The 15,532-nt window shown below is 70.7% G+C and carries 18 protein-coding genes and 2 pseudogenes; 6 read left to right on the forward strand and 14 right to left on the reverse strand.

From position 1 onward, the window contains the following. Positions 1-11 precede the first annotated feature (11 nt). The 4 genes and pseudogenes from ABFX50_RS32700 to ABFX50_RS32720 all read right to left on the reverse strand — a co-directional run. A pseudogene (locus ABFX50_RS32700) lies at positions 12-1,287 on the reverse strand (transposase); the annotation flags it as partial. A 48-nt stretch (positions 1,288-1,335) separates the two neighbouring features. Continuing rightward, a pseudogene (locus ABFX50_RS51435) lies at positions 1,336-1,802 on the reverse strand (DUF4158 domain-containing protein); the annotation flags it as partial. A gap of 85 nt (positions 1,803-1,887) precedes the next feature. Continuing rightward, positions 1,888-2,223, reverse strand: coding sequence for a DNA glycosylase AlkZ-like family protein (locus ABFX50_RS32715; protein WP_379503448.1), 336 nt, complete (start codon positions 2,221-2,223; stop codon positions 1,888-1,890). A gap of 292 nt (positions 2,224-2,515) precedes the next feature. Then, a complete protein-coding gene (locus tag ABFX50_RS32720; protein ID WP_183643377.1) occupies positions 2,516-2,938 on the reverse strand; it encodes a VOC family protein in 423 nt (140 codons plus the stop codon). Positions 2,939-3,087: 149 nt separating this feature from the next. Here ABFX50_RS32720 and ABFX50_RS32725 point away from each other — a divergent pair, with 149 nt between their 5' ends. Beyond that, complete coding sequence (locus tag ABFX50_RS32725) at positions 3,088-4,074, forward strand: helix-turn-helix transcriptional regulator (protein ID WP_346151814.1); 987 nt, start codon at positions 3,088-3,090, stop codon at positions 4,072-4,074. Here ABFX50_RS32725 and ABFX50_RS32730 read toward each other — a convergent pair. After that, the gene (locus ABFX50_RS32730; RefSeq protein ID WP_346151816.1) at positions 4,071-4,733 is read right to left on the reverse strand and encodes a helix-turn-helix domain-containing protein; all 663 of its coding nucleotides are present in this window, start codon (positions 4,731-4,733) and stop codon (positions 4,071-4,073) included. The two genes, ABFX50_RS32725 and ABFX50_RS32730, sit on opposite strands and share 4 nt — an antisense overlap. A 54-nt stretch (positions 4,734-4,787) precedes the next feature. Between ABFX50_RS32730 and ABFX50_RS32735 the strand changes: the two genes are divergently transcribed. Next, on the forward strand, positions 4,788-5,168 hold the full coding sequence (locus tag ABFX50_RS32735; RefSeq protein ID WP_346151818.1) for a DoxX family protein: 381 nt from the start codon (positions 4,788-4,790) through the stop codon (positions 5,166-5,168). A gap of 71 nt (positions 5,169-5,239) precedes the next feature. Here ABFX50_RS32735 and ABFX50_RS32740 read toward each other — a convergent pair whose 3' ends face one another. Continuing rightward, positions 5,240-6,136, reverse strand: a complete 897-nt coding sequence (locus tag ABFX50_RS32740) for a glycoside hydrolase family 16 protein (RefSeq protein ID WP_346151820.1) — start codon at positions 6,134-6,136, stop codon at positions 5,240-5,242. Between the two features lie 236 nt (positions 6,137-6,372). Further along, the gene (locus tag ABFX50_RS32745; RefSeq protein ID WP_346151822.1) at positions 6,373-8,319 is read right to left on the reverse strand and encodes a serine hydrolase domain-containing protein; all 1,947 of its coding nucleotides are present in this window, start codon (positions 8,317-8,319) and stop codon (positions 6,373-6,375) included. Between the two features lie 102 nt (positions 8,320-8,421). Here ABFX50_RS32745 and ABFX50_RS32750 point away from each other — a divergent pair, with 102 nt between their 5' ends. Next, a complete protein-coding gene (locus tag ABFX50_RS32750) occupies positions 8,422-10,128 on the forward strand; it encodes a sensor histidine kinase (protein WP_346151823.1) in 1,707 nt (568 codons plus the stop codon). Here the strand turns inward: ABFX50_RS32750 and ABFX50_RS32755 are convergent. The 6 genes from ABFX50_RS32755 to ABFX50_RS32780 form a co-directional block, all read right to left on the reverse strand. After that, positions 10,069-10,677 (reverse strand): response regulator transcription factor, encoded by a 609-nt coding sequence (locus ABFX50_RS32755; RefSeq protein WP_346151825.1) that lies wholly within the window; start codon positions 10,675-10,677, stop codon positions 10,069-10,071. The genes ABFX50_RS32750 and ABFX50_RS32755 overlap by 60 nt on opposite strands. A 173-nt stretch (positions 10,678-10,850) precedes the next feature. Beyond that, entirely contained in the window at positions 10,851-11,438 is a 588-nt protein-coding gene (locus ABFX50_RS32760) for a LysR substrate-binding domain-containing protein (protein WP_346151827.1), read from the reverse strand. Continuing rightward, positions 11,326-12,564, reverse strand: a complete 1,239-nt coding sequence (locus ABFX50_RS32765) for an RNA polymerase sigma factor (RefSeq protein ID WP_346151829.1) — start codon at positions 12,562-12,564, stop codon at positions 11,326-11,328. Before ABFX50_RS32765 ends, ABFX50_RS32760 begins: the two co-directional genes overlap by 113 nt. A 5-nt stretch (positions 12,565-12,569) precedes the next feature. Continuing rightward, the gene (locus ABFX50_RS32770) at positions 12,570-12,905 is read right to left on the reverse strand and encodes a YciI family protein (RefSeq protein WP_346151831.1); all 336 of its coding nucleotides are present in this window, start codon (positions 12,903-12,905) and stop codon (positions 12,570-12,572) included. A gap of 115 nt (positions 12,906-13,020) precedes the next feature. Beyond that, positions 13,021-13,476 (reverse strand): SRPBCC family protein, encoded by a 456-nt coding sequence (locus ABFX50_RS32775; RefSeq protein ID WP_346151833.1) that lies wholly within the window; start codon positions 13,474-13,476, stop codon positions 13,021-13,023. Then, positions 13,473-13,793: an ArsR/SmtB family transcription factor gene (locus tag ABFX50_RS32780; RefSeq protein WP_183643413.1), complete on the reverse strand. Its 321-nt coding sequence runs from the start codon at positions 13,791-13,793 to the stop codon at positions 13,473-13,475. Before ABFX50_RS32780 ends, ABFX50_RS32775 begins: the two co-directional genes overlap by 4 nt. Positions 13,794-13,876: 83 nt before the next feature. On the opposite strand from ABFX50_RS32780, the gene ABFX50_RS32785 reads away from it, so the two are divergent. Continuing rightward, positions 13,877-14,311, forward strand: coding sequence for a DUF1579 family protein (locus ABFX50_RS32785; RefSeq protein ID WP_346151834.1), 435 nt, complete (start codon positions 13,877-13,879; stop codon positions 14,309-14,311). Between the two features lie 3 nt (positions 14,312-14,314). Here the strand turns inward: ABFX50_RS32785 and ABFX50_RS32790 are convergent, their stop codons facing one another. After that, the gene (locus tag ABFX50_RS32790) at positions 14,315-14,506 is read right to left on the reverse strand and encodes a hypothetical protein (RefSeq protein WP_346151835.1); all 192 of its coding nucleotides are present in this window, start codon (positions 14,504-14,506) and stop codon (positions 14,315-14,317) included. A gap of 39 nt (positions 14,507-14,545) precedes the next feature. Between ABFX50_RS32790 and ABFX50_RS32795 the strand changes: the two genes are divergently transcribed. Both ABFX50_RS32795 and ABFX50_RS32800 read left to right on the forward strand, forming a co-directional pair. Next, complete coding sequence (locus tag ABFX50_RS32795) at positions 14,546-15,007, forward strand: pyridoxamine 5'-phosphate oxidase family protein (RefSeq protein WP_346151837.1); 462 nt, start codon at positions 14,546-14,548, stop codon at positions 15,005-15,007. 74 nt (positions 15,008-15,081) lie between these two features. Next, complete coding sequence (locus ABFX50_RS32800) at positions 15,082-15,432, forward strand: PRC-barrel domain containing protein (RefSeq protein ID WP_346151839.1); 351 nt, start codon at positions 15,082-15,084, stop codon at positions 15,430-15,432. The last annotated feature ends 100 nt before the right edge of the window (positions 15,433-15,532 follow it).

A 15,532-nucleotide genomic window follows, 5' to 3' on the forward strand; every position in this document is an offset into this window, starting at 1 on the left:
AGAACGTTGGGTCAAGCGGCCTGACCGAGGCCGGCGGCGATCAGACCCTGCTCACGGAGCGGGGTGAAGTCGACGTCTTCCGGCCGGATGCCGACTTCGTGGGTGCTGTACTCGCCGAACCGGTTGATGTGTTCGGTCAGGTACGGCGAGATGTGCGCCAGGTCTTCCGGGTCGATCTCCCATCCCTCCTCCAGCAGCTGGCGGACGATCTCCGCGATGTCCAGGGCGTTGTGGAAGATCACCGCGTTCGTGAGCAGGGCGTTGAACTTCATCGCCTTCTCCTGCTCGATCGGGTCGTTGTCGGCGATGACGCCGCGGTTGCCGAAGCCGATCCACTGGGAAAACCGGTTGAACGACTCGACCTTGTTGGTCGCCGCGGTCACCCGCCGCCGCAACGGCGCGTCCGAGAGGTAGCGCAGAAGCTGGACGGTGCGGATCACGCGGCCGACCTCGCGGAAGGCCGCGTAGGTGGCGTTCTTCCGCGACCCCGACCGCAGCCGCTTGAGCAGCGTGGAGGAGGAGATGGTGCCCTCGCGTACGGAGACGGCCACCCGCATCAGGTGGCGGAACTGGGACTCGATCAGGTCGAAGTCGATTGTGTTCTTGCCCGGCTCTCCGAACAGGGCGTCGATGTGTACGTACTCGCTCTGCTTGGAGGGCCGGTAGAAGGTCAGTTCCTTCCAGTTCCTGATCCTGGGCATCAGGTCGAAGCCCAGGAGGTGGGCGAGCGCAAAGACAGGGAAGCTCTGGCCCTGCGTATCCGCGTGCACCGTGGTCGGCTGCACCTCGGAGGTGTTCTTCAGCAAGCCCTCGATGATGTAGACGGCCTCCCACACGCCGCACGGGATGAAGTGCGTGAACAGCGCGATGTAGGTGTCCGAGACGTGGTGGTAGGCGATGCCGCCCTGCTTGCCGTACCGCACGCTCGTCTCGGAGAGCAGGTTGTCGAGATAGGTGTCCATGTGGGTGCCGTCCGCCGCCACCGCGGTCCCGTCACCCCACGCCTGCGAGATGTCCGGGCGGGCGTGCGCGTTCACCAGGTCGGCGACCGCCTCGTTCAGCAGCACGATCGAGAAGTGCTTGTTGGCGACGTACGACAGCTCGTGCCCGCTCACGCCGGGGATGTGCCGGGCGGCCTCGTACGGGCCCATGTTGGTGCCCCTTGACGAACGTGACGATCACGTAGCGGCCCAAAGGGCCGGTGAGCTTGGGTTCGTTGCCCGAGGCCGGGCCGAAACGGCGCCACCACTCCACCCAGTTCACCTCGGTACGGATCTTCGAGGCCAGCTTGTCGAAGGTCGAGAACCCCGGCAGCTCCAGCCCGGCCTCCACCACCTTCTCCAGCGCGATGTTGATCAGGTCCGCCGGGCGGTTCTTCGCCGCGGCCTCCTTGCGGATCGACTGCTCGACGATCTGCCGGGCCTTGGCCTGGTCATACGTCACGCCGGCCTGCTTGCGGACCAGGCCCCGGTGATGCTTGGCGGTCCGCTCCGCCCGGTATACCGGCAGCGTGCCCTCCGGCAGCTCCACCGCACGCCGGACGAAGTCCACCACCATTTCCAGGACGTCCTCCAGCGCCGGGAACACCCCATGCGCCGGTACGACTTCAGCATCAGCAGCAGCGCCAACAGATGCTCATCGCAGTCCGTGGCATCGGCTGCCCACTCCAGCTCATCGCGGCTCGGGGAGAAGAACAGATGCAGCTCATGCGCGGTGATCAGCCGCTTGAACCGTGGATACGCGGTCCGTTCAATCGATGTCACAACCCACCCCAGGCCCCAGAGGACGCTCAACATCACCATCAACGACACTGGGCCGAATGGGTGACGGGCGACGAGCGCTCAGGGCTTCAAGATCATCCCGTTGCCCCTTTGGCGCGTATCTCGGTCACACCCCGGGGAGGTCCAGCAGTTCCCGGCCTCGCTCGTCGCGGAAGGTGACCAGCTCCTCGCGTATCGCGGCCACCGCGCCCGGCAGTCCGGCCAGGCCGCACCAGGCGCGCAGGTCGGCCGTGGCGGCGGGGCCGAAGGCAGCGAGATAGCGCCGTACCAGCGCCTCGCCGACCGGATCGGAGCCCTCAGGGGCCGGCGGGTCGCTCTCGCGTCCCAGCCAGGAGGAGAGCAGGACGTTGCGGCAGGGCCGAGAGCATCGCCGGGTCGAACGCGCAGCCGCGACCAGAGCCCGACGAACGGTTCCTGCGGCTCCTGCGCCTGCAAACCGCACAGGTGCGCGACGGCGTCGAGGACCGGCATGTCCGCGCGATCGAGCAGCAACTGCCGAGCCAGCGTCGCGCGGTTGAGCGCCCGGGTGTCGAGAACGGTCATCGGGGCCACGCCGCTCGTGTGGTGGGCGGCGGGTCGTAGGACACGCTCAGGGGGCAGGGGCTGATCTGCGTTCCGGTCCTCCCCGGGGGCCGCATCCTCATGGTGGTTGTTCCCTTCGGAAGAAGGTGCGGGGACAGGAGCGTGGTGGGGGAGGACGGACGGTGCGCGCCTCCCTCACCACGCATGACGGCTCAGCCGTTGTACTCGCTCACGACGTCCACGACCCAGACGACGCCGAAGCGGTCCGTGAGCATCCCGTACAGCGGCGCCCACTGCGCAGGCGCCAACGGCTGCGCGATGGTCGCTCCGGCGGACAGTTTCTCCCAGTACGCGGTGACTTCCTCCGTGGTCTCGCCGCGGAGGGAGACGAAGAACGAGTTCTCACCCCGCTCCCACGGCGTTCGCGAGGGCACGTCGTAGGCCATCACGTGGAAGCCGTTGTCCGCGACCACCTGGCCCCACATCACCTGGTCCGCCTCGGCGGGGTCCTGCACGCTGCCGGCGTCCTTGTACGTGACGGCGGCGAGGTCACCACCGAACACGGCCTGGTAGAACTCGAGCGCCGCGCGGGCGTCGCCCCGGAAGTTCAGATGAGTCACGGACTTGACGGACATGGTCGGCTCCCAGCCTTCGGTGATTGTCTACGGACGCTCTGAAGCGCCCGGACCGAACTGCCGATCTCGCAATCGGCTGTCCGGCCTGAGGCAACAGTCGCAGGGGTAGCGGACAGGGTGTGGCCGCTTCTCGGGGCAGTATGGGGTTCATGCCGAAGACCTCAGCGCGACTGCTGTCACTGCTCTCGCTGCTCCAGGCGCGCCGGGACTGGCCGGGGGCGCTGCTGGCCGAGCGGCTGGACGTCAGCCCGCGCACCGTGCGTCGGGACGTCGACCGCCTGCGCGAGCTCGGCTATCCCATCACCGCCTTCAAGGGGCCCGACGGCGGGTACCGGCTCGACGCCGGCACGGAGCTGCCCCCGTTGCTGTTCGACGACGAGCAGGCCGTCGCCCTGGCCATCGCGCTCCAGATCGCCGCCACCGCCGGTGCCGGCATAGAGGAGGCCGCGGCGCGCGCGCTGAACACCGTCCGGCAGGTGATGCCCGCACGGCTGCGCCGCCGGATCGACACCCTCCAGGTGACCGCCGTCGAGCGCCCTTCGACCCGGCCGGACCCACAGGTCGACAGCAGCGTGCTCATGGTTCTCAGCGCCGCCGTCCACGCCCGCGAGGTGCTGCGCTTCGACTACGCGCCCGCAGGGGCGGACGACGGCGGCGGCGGTACCCCGCCTCGCCGGGTGCAGCCCCATCACCTCGTCACCTGGGGCGGGCGCTGGTACCTCGTCGCCTGGGACCTCGACCGCGAGGACTGGCGCACCTTCCGTGCCGATCGGATCACCCCTCGCACCCCCACAGGGCCCCGCTTCAGCCCGCGCGAGCTGCCCGGAGGCGAGGTGGCCGCCTTCCTGGCCGGCAGGTTCCGGGGCTCCGACGGCTCCGGCGACTGGCCCTGCCGCGGCGAGGTGATCCTCGACCTGCCCGCCGCCGCCGTGTCCAGCTACACCCGCGACGGAGTCGTCGAGGAACTCGGCCAGGACCGCTGCCGGCTCGTCCTGGGCTCGTGGTCATGGACCGGCCTTGCCGCCACCGTCGGCGCCTTCGACGCAGACATCGAGGTCGTCGGGCCGGCCGAGCTCAAGGAAGCCTTCGCGCACCTGGCCGGCCGTTACACCAGAGCCGCGACCGCCACCCCCTAGAGCGGCACTGTGGCCTGGCGTGTGGCGTGGGGCGCGAGCGACACGGGGGTGCGGCCCAGCAGGGCGCGGGAGGTGCGGGCCAGGTGGGCCTGGTCGGCGAAGCCGGCCGTGGCCGCGGCCGACGCCACCGACGAGAGGCCGAGCTGGGTGACGGCCGCCCGCAGCCGCGCCCACTGGCGCAGCCGTACCAGCGGGATCCCGACGGACGCGCGGACCAGGGCGCGCAGCCGTGGCGGCGACAGCCCTACCTCGGCGGCGATGGCGTCGACGGGCAGCAGGTCGGCGGCCAGATCCAGGGCGTGAGCCACCCTCGGGTCGAGGCGCGGGCCTGGGCCGGCGAGCGTGACGAGCTCCGTCAAGGCGGCGCCGGAGCCGAGGGCTGCCCGCATCCGCCGTACGGCTCGCTCGTCGAGCACCGTCACCTCCTGTCGCGGGCGCAGCAGCCACGGATCGACGAACAGCGCCGTGTAGGCCGAGGTCACCGCGGCGGTGTGGGCGAGCTGCGGCGGCACGAGCAGCCCCGCGCCCGAGATCCGCCCGGCCACGGCGGGCCCTCGCTCAGGAAGGACGATCTTCCACACGGGATGCACGTGACGGGCGACCCTCGCAGGTCCGTTCTCCTCGAACACGGTCATCCCGCCGCCGGGGACGGACCGCAACCGGCGATCGTTTCGTTCAAGCGCCTGCGCGGGCGTAGGGGTCAGCATCGCGTCATGCACGATATCGCCGCCAGCGCTCTGGCTCTCTTCCTGATCGCCGTGGGAGCCTCGCACTTCCTCTTCCCCGGATACTTCCGCACGCTCGTCCCCGGCTGGTTCCCCTGGGCAGGGCCGGCCGTCGCCGCCAGCGGGGTGGCGGAGATCCTCGTGGGCGGGCTGCTGGTCGTTCCAGGTGGGAGGGCGGCGGGGGGCTGGGCCGCCGCCGCGCTCATCACCGCCTATCTCGCCTCGCACGTGGACGCGCTACGGCACGCGCATCGCGACCGGCCGCGACTGCTGGACCGTCCGGCGGGCGCGGTGGCCCGCCTGGTGGTCAACGCCGCCTACATCGGCTGGGCGGTCACGGTGGCGCTGACCGCTCCAGGAGGCGGCTGAGACCGCTCGAGGCCCCGACGGGCAGGGCCTCGACATCAGGGCTTCGACATCAGGCGAAGGTCCGCGACGCGTCACCAGGCGCGGGTACGCCCCACCCACACGTTCCGGGCACGGAAGTAGGTGTTGCCGGAAGGGCCTGGTTGCTCGTTCCAGCCAGGACCGCCGGGCTCGATCCCGGAAGCCCAGGAGCCCATCTGCAGGTTGATGATGAGCCACTGCGGGACACCCGCCCAGCCGACTCCCCGGTGGGTCGCCTTCCAGACCCCGTCGAAGTAGTAGTCGAGCATGACGTCGTCGCCGTCCTTGTACATCCAGACGCGGTACTTGTGCCAGGCGTCGGGGTTGTGGCCGCTGACCGGTTCACGCTCGACGACCTCCTCGCCGCTGGCGTTCTTGCTCCAGGTGTTGAAGAGGTTGGTCGAGTTCCCCACGTATTCCAGGATGTCGCTCTCCGGCGGCCAGGCCGGCCAGGTACCCGTGGTCCAGAACGCCGGCCAGATGCCCTGTCCGGTCTGGGTGCGGAACTCGCCCTCGATGTCGTACTCGGGGAACTGGTCGTTGACGAGGATCTGCTCCTTGGCGTGGACGGCGCCCGAGCGGTACCACAGCGGAGCGTTCGGCGCGTGCGGGCTGTTCCCGTCCGCCGCGGCCAGCCGGGTCGCCGTCAGGGTCAGCACGCCCTGAGCGAGAGAGACCTGGCCGGCGTGCATCCTGGCGGCGCCGTTGTGGGTGTCGGCGCTGCCGTCCCAGGGGTAGAGGTGGTTCCACTCCCGGTTGAAGGCCGAGGTGCTGCTGAAGGAGGACTTCTCGATGAGGTTCTCCCATGAGGCGCCGGTGCGGCGGGCGCGGTCGGCGGCTGAGGACGTGGCATGGGCCGCGGTGGGGGCGAGTGAAAGGCCGAGGGACAAACCGCCGACGGCCGCAGCCGAGGCCAGGAGTTGACGCCGATTGATTCCTTGTTCGGACACGTTCTTTCCTTTCTTCGACCCCCGTCACCGGCGTGCGAAGTGAGCCGGTGCTGAGCGGGGACCAGGGCGCTCACGCAGGGAAGGGACGCTGTGGACCGCGTCCAAGGGCAGTCGAGGCACCCCAGCGCTGGGGAAGTGCCGGCGTCGCCGCAAGCGGTCCTCATTCAGGCGAATGATCATGATCGGGCGGGAACAGTATGCCGCACGCCATGGCGGCGGCCAAGCGGGTCGGTTGATCAGTTCGTGGGGAAGGGCAGGGCGAGGAGGTTGTAGGTCATAGCGATCTTGAAGAACACCACGCCGGCCAGCGCGAGCGTCGTGTGGCACAGCCGTCCTGGCAGGCCCCACCAGCCCTTCGCCCAGGCCGGCACCGCGGCGACGGTGACCAGGACGGCGCACAGGAGCCCGACCGTGGCGATGACCGGCAGCGCGGCGAGCGGGAGCGCGTTGAGGGCGGTCAGCTCCGCGGCCACGTTCGGGTCGGACATGATCATCGCGAACCCGGCCGCGAAGGTGGTCACCAGCGCGGCCGTGATCCAGGCCAGGAGCCGGGCGGCACGGGCGCCGGCCGGCTGGCGCGGGGCACCGGCGCGGGAGCGCCGCAGGAGGCGCACCGAGGCGGTGATCGGAAGGAGGAGGAAGGCGAGCGCGAACACCAGGGCGCTGAGACCGAACAGGATGGTGTGCGGTGTCGGGGCGTCGTACCAGGCCAACTTCTCCAGGGCCTCCGACGGGTTCATCGAGCTGGACAGCGTCCCCTCGCCGTCGAAGGCGATCCGCGCCTGGCCGTCGCGCTCCTGGAAGAGGCCGGGGCCGGTTCGCGTCCAGTGCTGGGTCGTCCTGGCCGGGTCGGGCGACAGCCCGGTGGTCGTCAGGGTGCCGTCGGCGTTGGCCTGCACGGTCGGCGCGGCGAACAGGGAGCCCGCCTTCATGAGGCTGGTACGGCTGGTGCGCGTGGAGCGGTAGGTGCCGGCGTATCGCGTCACGTCGCCGACCCCTGCGGTGGCACGGGCGGCGCCCGCGGTGGCCGTTTTCGCGGGCAGGTAGCGGTCGACGATCCGGTTGACGAGGCTCTGGCCGTTCCAGCCGGCGACGGTGCCGACGCCGTCGCCGTTGTAGACGACGTAGACGCCGAGGTTCTCCTCGGGGAGCAGGGCAAGGACGTTGTGGTGGCCAGGCACGTCGCCGTCCTTGTAGATGAGCCGGTGACCGTTGCGCGACCCCAGCTCGAAGGCGTAGCCCATGCCCGGGATGCGGGAGTCCTGGGCGTAGTGCTGCTCCTGGAGGCGGCCGGCGAGGTTCCTGCCCAGGCGAGGATCGTCGCGGAGCTGGGCGAGCATGAAACGGCCCATGTCGGCCGGGGTGGAGACGGGGCCGGCTCCGGTGGGGGCCCACGGCGCGTACTGGCCCTTGACGGTGGCGTAGCCGTCTCCGCTCGGGCGGTAGGCGCCGGCGAGGTCGGCGGCCAGCGCCGCGGAGTGCGGCACGGCCATGCTGGTGGCGTTCATCCCGAGCGGCTTGAGGATGTGCTGCTCGACGTACTGCGCGAACGGTTGCCCTGAGGCGGCCTCCACGAGGTGGCCGGCGAGCGCCATGCCGTAGTTGTCGTAGGCGACGCGCGTGCCCGGTGGGCGCACGCGAGGCGGTTGCCGCTGGGCCAAACTGCGCGACAGCGGGCCGACGTCTTCGGGATCGGCCTCGGCGAGCCCGACGATGTCCTCGTCGAAGCCTGCCGTGTAGGTCAGGAGGTGCTCCAGAGTGACGGGCCGGCCTGGATAGGAGTCCTCGATGGTGAACGAGGTGAGGTACCGGTTGACGTCCGCTCGCAGGTCGAGGCTCCCGTCCTCGACGAGTTGCATCGCCGCCGTGGCGGTGAACAGCTTGGCGAGCGAGCCGGTGAAGAAGCCGGTGCGGCCGGGGTCGATCGGCCGCCCCGTGGCCACGTCGGCGACCCCGTACCCCTTGGCGAGGACCGTACGCCCACCGGAGACCACGACGACCGCCGCGCCAGGGATGCGGTCCCTGGCCAGCTGCTCGGGGACGACACGGTCGACCAACTCGGCCAGTCCCGGCAGATCTGCCTGCGGCGGGGTCGGCTCGGCGGCAGCCACGGCAGGTCCCGAGGTGAGGATCACGGCGCCGGTCAGCGCCGTCGCCAGGATGCGGAGGAGGTGGGCTCTCATGAAGTAGACCCTGCCGACCTGGGGCGACGCGGGACCAGTGTCAGGAGCATCGACACCGCATGCGAAACGCATAATCAGTACATATCGGTAAGATCCTCCGCTGTGACGGTCATCCTGGTGATCCTGGCAGCCGTGGTATTCGACCCTCTGGCCCCACTGCCCAGCGTTCCTGCGGTCGCTATGGTCACCCTGCAGATCGTGCACAGCCTGCCGCGCCTGCGCCGCCTGCGCGGTCCGTGGACCCTCGCCGCCCAGGCCCTGCTGTTCCCGTGGGCCGGGCAGGGCGCCCCCGGGTTGCTCGCCGCCTCCGTGCTCCTGATCGCGCGAGGCCCGCTGCGCTGGGTGCTGTTCTGCGCCGTCGTGGCCGCCGCGGGCCTGATGAACACGGTCGACGTCTACACCTGCGTGAACGCCATGGTGAACGCGCTCACCCAGGGATTGGTCCTGTTCGGCGTCACCCGCCTGAACGACGTGCGCATCGAGCTGCACGCCGCTCGTCACCAACTGGCCGAGGCGTCGGTCGCCGAGGAACGCGAGCGTGCCTCCCGCGACCTCGAGAGCGTCCTGGGCTCCAGCCTGTCGGCCATCATCGCCTTGGCGGCGCAGGGGCGCACCGGCGACATTCTCACTCTGGCCCGTCGCGCCGCCGCACGCGCTCGGCAGGCTCCCCCCGCCCAGGCGCAGCCGTCCTTCGACGACCTCACACCCAGACTGGCGGTCCCCATCCTGGTGGCCGCGCACCTGGGCTTTCTGATCGTCTCGGCGGTGTTCCTCTGGCGCGCGGCCCTGCCTTCCGCCGTCCTGGCCATCGGCCTGCCGGCCGTGGTCGTCGTCACGCTCCTGCAGCTCCACCACTCGTTGCCCCGGCCGCCCGGCGTCCGGCCCCGGCACGCCGGGTGGACGCTTCCGCTGCAGTTCGTCCTCGTCCTGGTGCCGCTGTTCCTCCCGGACCGTCCCTACCCGCAGTTGATCGGCTTCGCGGCGGGCTCGCTTCTCATCCTGTGGACCCGCTGGGCGGCCTTCCCCGCGGTCGGCGCCATGCTGGTGGCCACGGCCGCCACGATGGCGCTACGCGGTGTCCCCCCGGCCGACAATCTCTACTGGACGTTGAACGCGCTGGCCATAGCGGTCATGTTCCACGGCCTGGCCGTGCACACCGACATGGTCACCGAGGTGCGCCAGGCACGTCTCTCCCTGGCCGGGATCGCGCTGGCCAGAGAGCGCCGCCGCATCTCCAGGGACGTCCACGATCTGCTCGGTTACAGCCTGTCGGCCATCGTGGTGAAGGGGGAACTGGCCGTCCACGTCCCCGAGCGGGCCGCCGAGCAGCTCGCCGACATCACCCGCATCGCCGAGCGCGCCCTCACCGACCTGGCCGCGGTTCCAGGCGACAGCGGCCACGCGCTGTCACTGGGAACCGAGCTGGCCTCCGCTCGCGAGGTGCTGTCCGCTGCGGGCGCGACCGTCCACGCCGATTCCGTCGTCGAGCTGCCAGGGGAGATCGACGCGCTGCTGGCCACCGTCCTGCGCGAGGCGGTCACCAACGTCCTGCGGCACAGCCGCGCCCGGCACTGCCGCGTCGAGCTCACTCTGCAGAATGCCACCGCACGCCTGCGGATCACCAACGATGGAGTCGGCGAAGCCACCGCGCCGCCCGGTCAGGGCCTGACGAACCTGGCCCAGCGGGTGACCTCGCTGGGCGGCACCCTGCGGACGGCGCACGTCCCCGGAGGGTATGAGCTCCTCGTCCTACAGCCAACCGGCCTCGGTCGCGATCCGGACGGCGTCAAGACGGTTGCGCGCGTCTAGCTTGGTGACGATCGCACCCAGGTAATTGCGCACCGTCCCCTTCGACAGGAACAACGTCGAGGCGATCACCGCGGGCTCCACGCCGTCGGCCGCCAGCCGCAGCACCTCGACCTCCCTGGCGCTCAGGGGGTTGGGCCTGCCCATGATCGCCTGCGCGGCCAGATCCGGGTCGAGCACGCGCTCTCCTGCGGCCACCCGCCGGATCGCCTCGGCCAGTTGGGCGGGCGGTGCGTCCTTGAGTATGAATCCACTGACCTCGGACGACAGTGCCTTGCGCAAGGTCTCAGGACGCCCCAGCGACGTGAGGAGCACCACTCTGCACGCGGGAAGCCGCTCAGCCAGCACCCCTGCCGCGGCAAGCCCGTCCATCTCGCCTGGCATGTGCACGTCGAGCACCGCCACGTCCGGCCGATGTTCCAGGGCGGCCGCCACCGCCGCCTTCCCTGTCGCGACCTCCGCCACGACCGTCAGGTCGCTCTCCAGCCCCAGCAGCGCGACGATGGCCCCGCGGATGAGGTCCATGTCCTCCGCCAGCAATACCCGAATCACGATCGCTCCTTCACCTCGCTGCACTGGCAGGGCGGAAGACTCATCATCCGCCCTGCGACCGGACGCCGGCGCGTCGGGGGTCGGCCCGCACGCTCATCCGCGCGGCGAAGGCGGTTCGGCTCCACATCGCGGCTCTGGATGGTCGGTCCTGGCAGTACAGCGGGGGTCGGTGTTCAGGGACGGGCTGCGGCGTAGAGGATGTCGCGCATGCCGGGCAGCGACTCCCGGTCTTCTCGCCAGACGAGTCGCAGGCTGAGATCCGGGAGCGGAAGGTCGAGCGGGACCAGGGCGCCGGAGCGGAGGCTGTCGGCGACCGCGAACCGGGGGAGCAGCGAGATGCCGAGCCCGTGCTCCCATGCGCGCATCACCGGGACGCCTCCTGCTTTGATCCGCCGGGGGCCCGAACCGAGGATCTTGTTGCCTGCCATCCAGAACGAGCACTCCGGCACGTTGACCAGGAGCCGCTCGTGCTCCAGGTCTCCGGGTGTCAGAGCGGCGAGCGGCGAACGGATGGGCGGGTGCGGCCACCAGCGCGAGGGGCACCGGGTCGAGGTCGATGAAGGCGAGCGGTCCGGCGGGGGCGGGGAAGCCGAGTCCGCCGACCGAGAACGTATCCGGCCTTCCCTGACAGACGCCGCGGGCGGAGCCTCAGCCCGAAGAGTGCGAAGCCGCCTCGTCGGCCCGATCGAGCAGGGCGCGCCGTTCGGGTTCGGAGTGGGCGACGACGGCGGCCTGCCGGAACAGGGTCGCGGCCCGCTCACGCCGGCCGTGCCGGGCGAGGAGGTCCGCTTCGGCCGCCACGGCCAGCGGGTAGTCGTCCAGCGCGCCGCCCGCGCGGGCCTGGGCGAGCAGGGCGAGACCGGCCGCGGGTCCGTGCGCGTAGCCGTGCGCGACGGCGCGGTTCAGCTCGATCACCGGCGAGGGCTGGAGCTCTGCCAGCCGGTCGTACCAGGTGGCGATCGCCGGCCAGTCGGTGGCGTCGGCGGAGGCGGCGGTGGCGTGGCAGGCGGCGATCCTGGCTTGCAGCGCGTACGGTCCTGCTTCTGGCGCGCCGTCGAGGACGCGCAGGCCCTCGGCGATCGCGGCGTGATCCCACCGGCGCCGGTCCTGTCTGTCCAGGGTGAGCAGGTTGCCCTGTCCATCTCTGCGGGTCTCGCGCCGCGAGTGCTGGAACAGGAACAGCGCCAGCAGCGCGGACACCTCGCCCTGGCCGGGCATGAGCCGCCGCAGGAGCCTGGCCAGGCGGATGGCCTCCTCGGCGAACGCGGGCCGTCCGTCGGCGTTGTAGCCGTGGGTGAACAGCAGGTACAGCACCGCGAGCACGCCGGGCAGCCGCTCGGTGAGCGCGGAACCTGTCGGCACCCTGTACGGGATGCCGGCCTCCGCGATCCTCGTCTTGGCCCTGGTCAGGCGCCTGGTCATGGTCGACTCGCTGACCAGGAAGGCCCGCGCGATGTCAGCGGTGGGCACCCCGCCGATCGTCCGCAGGGTCAGGGCCACGCGCGCCTCCAGGGCGAGGGCGGGATGACAGCAGGTGAAGATGAGGCGCAGCCGGTCGTCCACCACCTCCTCTCGCGCCGGGACGTGGCCCTCATCGTTCAGCGCGAGCACCGCCAGCTCGGCCAGCTTGCGGCGTTCGACCGAAGCGCGGCGCAGCACGTCGACCGCGCGGTTGCGGGCCACCGTCATCAGCCAGCCGCCCGGGTTGCGCGGCACCCCCTCCAGCGGCCACCGCTGCAGCGCGAGCGTCAGCGCCTCCTGGGCACAGTCCTCGGCCAGCGTCCAGTCGCCGGTGACGCGGATCAGCGCCGCCACGATCCGCGCGTACGCGTCCACGCTCGCGGCGGCGACGGCCTCGGCCGTCGCCGCCGCACGAACATCGGTCACGCCGGTCAATCGTTCAGGTCGGCCAGCGGGCGCAGCTCCAGCCGTCCTGCCCTGGCCATCGGGTGGGCGCGGGCCACCTCGATCGCCTCGTCCAGGTCGGCGCACTCCAGCAGGTCGTAGCCCACGATCACCTCCTTGGTCTCCGTGAAGGGCCCGTCGGACACCAGCAGGCTGCCGTCGCGGACCCTGACCGTCGTGGCCGCCGACGTCGGCGCCAGCGCGCTGCCCTCCAGACGACGACCGCGCGCGTCATTGTCCGACACCCACACCTCGATGTCGGGCTCGGCCGCCTTGTCGGTGTCGGGCTCGGTGTCGGTGCAGACGAACATCATGTACTTCATCGCTGTTCCTCACTCCCGTGAACTCACCACTATGACGAACGGGCGGCCCGATTCCGGACAGGGTGCTCCAGAGCGCCGGTGGAGGGGCGTCACGGGTGCAGCTGGTGATCATCGCCTACGAGGCGGGGCCGGTGTCGCCGCCCCGCTGAGGCCGTCCGCGCCCGTCCGCGCTCTGCGCGAGACGGCCGAGCACATCGGCCCAGCCGCTGCCGGTCTCCTGTTCGAGCAGGTCGGGAAGGCCGCTGTGGCGGAGGGTGAGCCGGGTGCCCTCGCCGTCCTGGGTCAGGGTGACCTCGACCCTGGTGGTTCCCGGCGGGATGTCGGGGGCTCCGGGGGTGGCCTCCCAGCCGAAGGTGAAGACGATCCGCTCGTACGGCACGAGCTCCACGAACCGCCCGTGCATGACGGGGCGTGGGCCGCCGTCCATGTGAACCCGCAGGGTCCCGCCCGGGCGGGCGTCCAGCTCGGCCGTTCCCCACCACTGGGCCAGGCGGGCAGGATCGGTGAAGAACCGCCACACGGTCTCTGGACCCGCGTGGATGTGCAGCGTCTGCTCGATCGTCCTGCTCACAATGACCCTCTCGCGTCCCGGTCCTCTCGCTCGGCCGCCTGCCTGAGGCGGCCGAGCGAGGTGGACCACATCGTCTCCAAGAACGTCAGCGCCTCGGTCAGGCCCTCGGGGCGCAGGCGGTAGAAGCGGCGGTTGCCCGCGCGGCGCACCTCGACGAGGCCGGCGGAGGCCAGGGTCCGCAGATGCTGGGACACCGCGGGGCGGCTGATCTCGGGGAAGCGCTCGGCGATCTCTCCTGCCGGCACCTCCCGCTCCCGCACCAGGTCCAGGATGGCGCGACGGGTCGGATCGGAGACCGCCCTCAACACCTCGTCCACGCTCGGCCGCCTCCGTTGCGCGCTGCTCGCATTGTGTGTAAGTGTTTAAGCACTATCTTACATAGCTAAGAGAGACGTGCACCATGAAGGATCGGCGACCTCTTGACGCGCTGGCGGGTCACTGGCGCTCGCGCGGGCAGACCGTGGGCACCGCCTCCGAGCCCGCGATCCACGTCGCGGGGACGGACACCTACACGTGGCTGGCCGGCGGGCATTTCCTCATCCACCGCGTGGACGTGCGCATGGGGGAGGAGAGGGTCGAGGTCATCGAGATGATCGGACCCTACGACGAGGCGAGCAGGACCTGCCCCATGCGCTCCTTCGACAGCCACGGCGGCTTCGTCACGATGCTGGCCAGGGTGGACGACGGGGGCGTGTGGACGTTCGAGGGCGAGACGGAGCGCGCGACGCTGACGATCGCCGAGGACGGCGGCGCCATGGCGGCCGTGTGGGAGCGCAGGGGCGAGGACGCGACCTGGCGGCACTGGATGGACATGGCCTTCACCAGGGAGGGCTGAGGCTCACGCTCGTTCCTGCAGGGCCGCGGCGAGACCGTTGAGCAGGCGCTCCAGGCCGTTGTCGAGGCCGTACCCGTCGAGACAGCCGAGGATGAAGTCGTACACCCGGAGCGGGTGGCGCCCGAGGGTGGGACGCCTGGTGATCGGCGCCACCGGCTGCCCGCGCGCGAGTGGCCGACCTCGGCTCGATACCATCGGCGCGATTTTTCCGGTCGCCTTGAGGAGTTGTCCGCGATGACCCTGCCAGCCGCCCGCACCTTCGAACAGCGCAGGCTCGACACCCTGCATCGACTGGAGCACGATGTCGACGCCTGGGTGGCCACGGCCGGCCCGGAGGGCGGCGAGCCGTACATGGTGCCGCTGTCGTTCCTGTGGGACGGCGACACGCTGCTGTTCGCCACGGCCGCCGACTCGGCGACCGCCCGCAACCTGGAGGCTTCGGGGAAGGCTCGACTCGGCCTCGGCCTCACCCGCGACGTGATCCTCATCGAGGGTACGGCCGAGCCGCTGCGGATGGGAGAGGTCCCCGCCGAGGTGGGCGACGCCTTCGCCGTCAAGACGGGCTTCGACCCCCGTGAACTGAGCAGCCCGTACCTGTACTTCCGTATCCGTCCTGAGCGGATCCAGGCGTGGCGGGAGGTCAACGAGCTCCAAGGCCGCGAGCTCATGAGGGACGGTCGCTGGCGCCTCCCCTGAGGGGCGCCGGGGTTTGGCGCGCCTTCGCCGGGTAGCTGGGCGACTCACATTCTCGACAACTGGGAGTCACCTACATGACCGAGCACTGGAGCTACCGCGAGGGTGTCGTCTCCGACCCGACCATGAGCATGGTCGGCTTCGACGTCGAAGCCACCGACGGCAAGATCGGCTCAGTGGACGAGGAGAACAACGCGGTCGGCGCCAGCTACCTCGTCGTCGACACCGGGTTCTGGATCTTCGGCAAGAAGGTCGTGATGCCCGCGAGCACCATCATCAGGATCGACCCGCAGGAGAAGAAGGTCTACCTCGCCCGCACCAAGGAGGAGATCAAGAACGCTCCGGAGTTCGACGAGAACAACTACCAGGAGCCGACGTACCGCCAGCAGGTCGGCGACTACTACGGCCGCTTCCCGCACCGCCCGTAAGCCGCACGGTGTCTGAGCGTCAACGGCTCTCCCCGATCGGGGAGAGCCGGGGCGTGAGCGGCAACCGAACGGCCGGTGGCGTTAACGAGCCCGCGGACAG

The sequence above is a fragment of the Nonomuraea recticatena genome (assembly GCF_039533245.1).
GTDB lineage: Bacteria > Actinomycetota > Actinomycetes > Streptosporangiales > Streptosporangiaceae > Nonomuraea > Nonomuraea roseola.

Excerpts from the sequence above, each read along its gene's own strand:
- ABFX50_RS32720 (WP_183643377.1), bottom strand. The coding sequence starts at position 2,938 with ATGTCCGTCAAGTCCGTGACTCATCTGAACTTCCGGGGCGACGCCCGC.
- ABFX50_RS32725 (WP_346151814.1), top strand. The coding sequence starts at position 3,088 with ATGCCGAAGACCTCAGCGCGACTGCTGTCACTGCTCTCGCTGCTCCAG.
- ABFX50_RS32735 (WP_346151818.1), top strand. The coding sequence starts at position 4,788 with ATGCACGATATCGCCGCCAGCGCTCTGGCTCTCTTCCTGATCGCCGTG.
- ABFX50_RS32745 (WP_346151822.1), bottom strand. The coding sequence starts at position 8,319 with ATGAGAGCCCACCTCCTCCGCATCCTGGCGACGGCGCTGACCGGCGCC.
- ABFX50_RS32770 (WP_346151831.1), bottom strand. The coding sequence starts at position 12,905 with ATGAAGTACATGATGTTCGTCTGCACCGACACCGAGCCCGACACCGAC.
- ABFX50_RS32785 (WP_346151834.1), top strand. The coding sequence starts at position 13,877 with ATGAAGGATCGGCGACCTCTTGACGCGCTGGCGGGTCACTGGCGCTCG.
- ABFX50_RS32790 (WP_346151835.1), bottom strand. The coding sequence starts at position 14,506 with ATGGTATCGAGCCGAGGTCGGCCACTCGCGCGCGGGCAGCCGGTGGCG.
- ABFX50_RS32795 (WP_346151837.1), top strand. The coding sequence starts at position 14,546 with ATGACCCTGCCAGCCGCCCGCACCTTCGAACAGCGCAGGCTCGACACC.
- ABFX50_RS32800 (WP_346151839.1), top strand. The coding sequence starts at position 15,082 with ATGACCGAGCACTGGAGCTACCGCGAGGGTGTCGTCTCCGACCCGACC.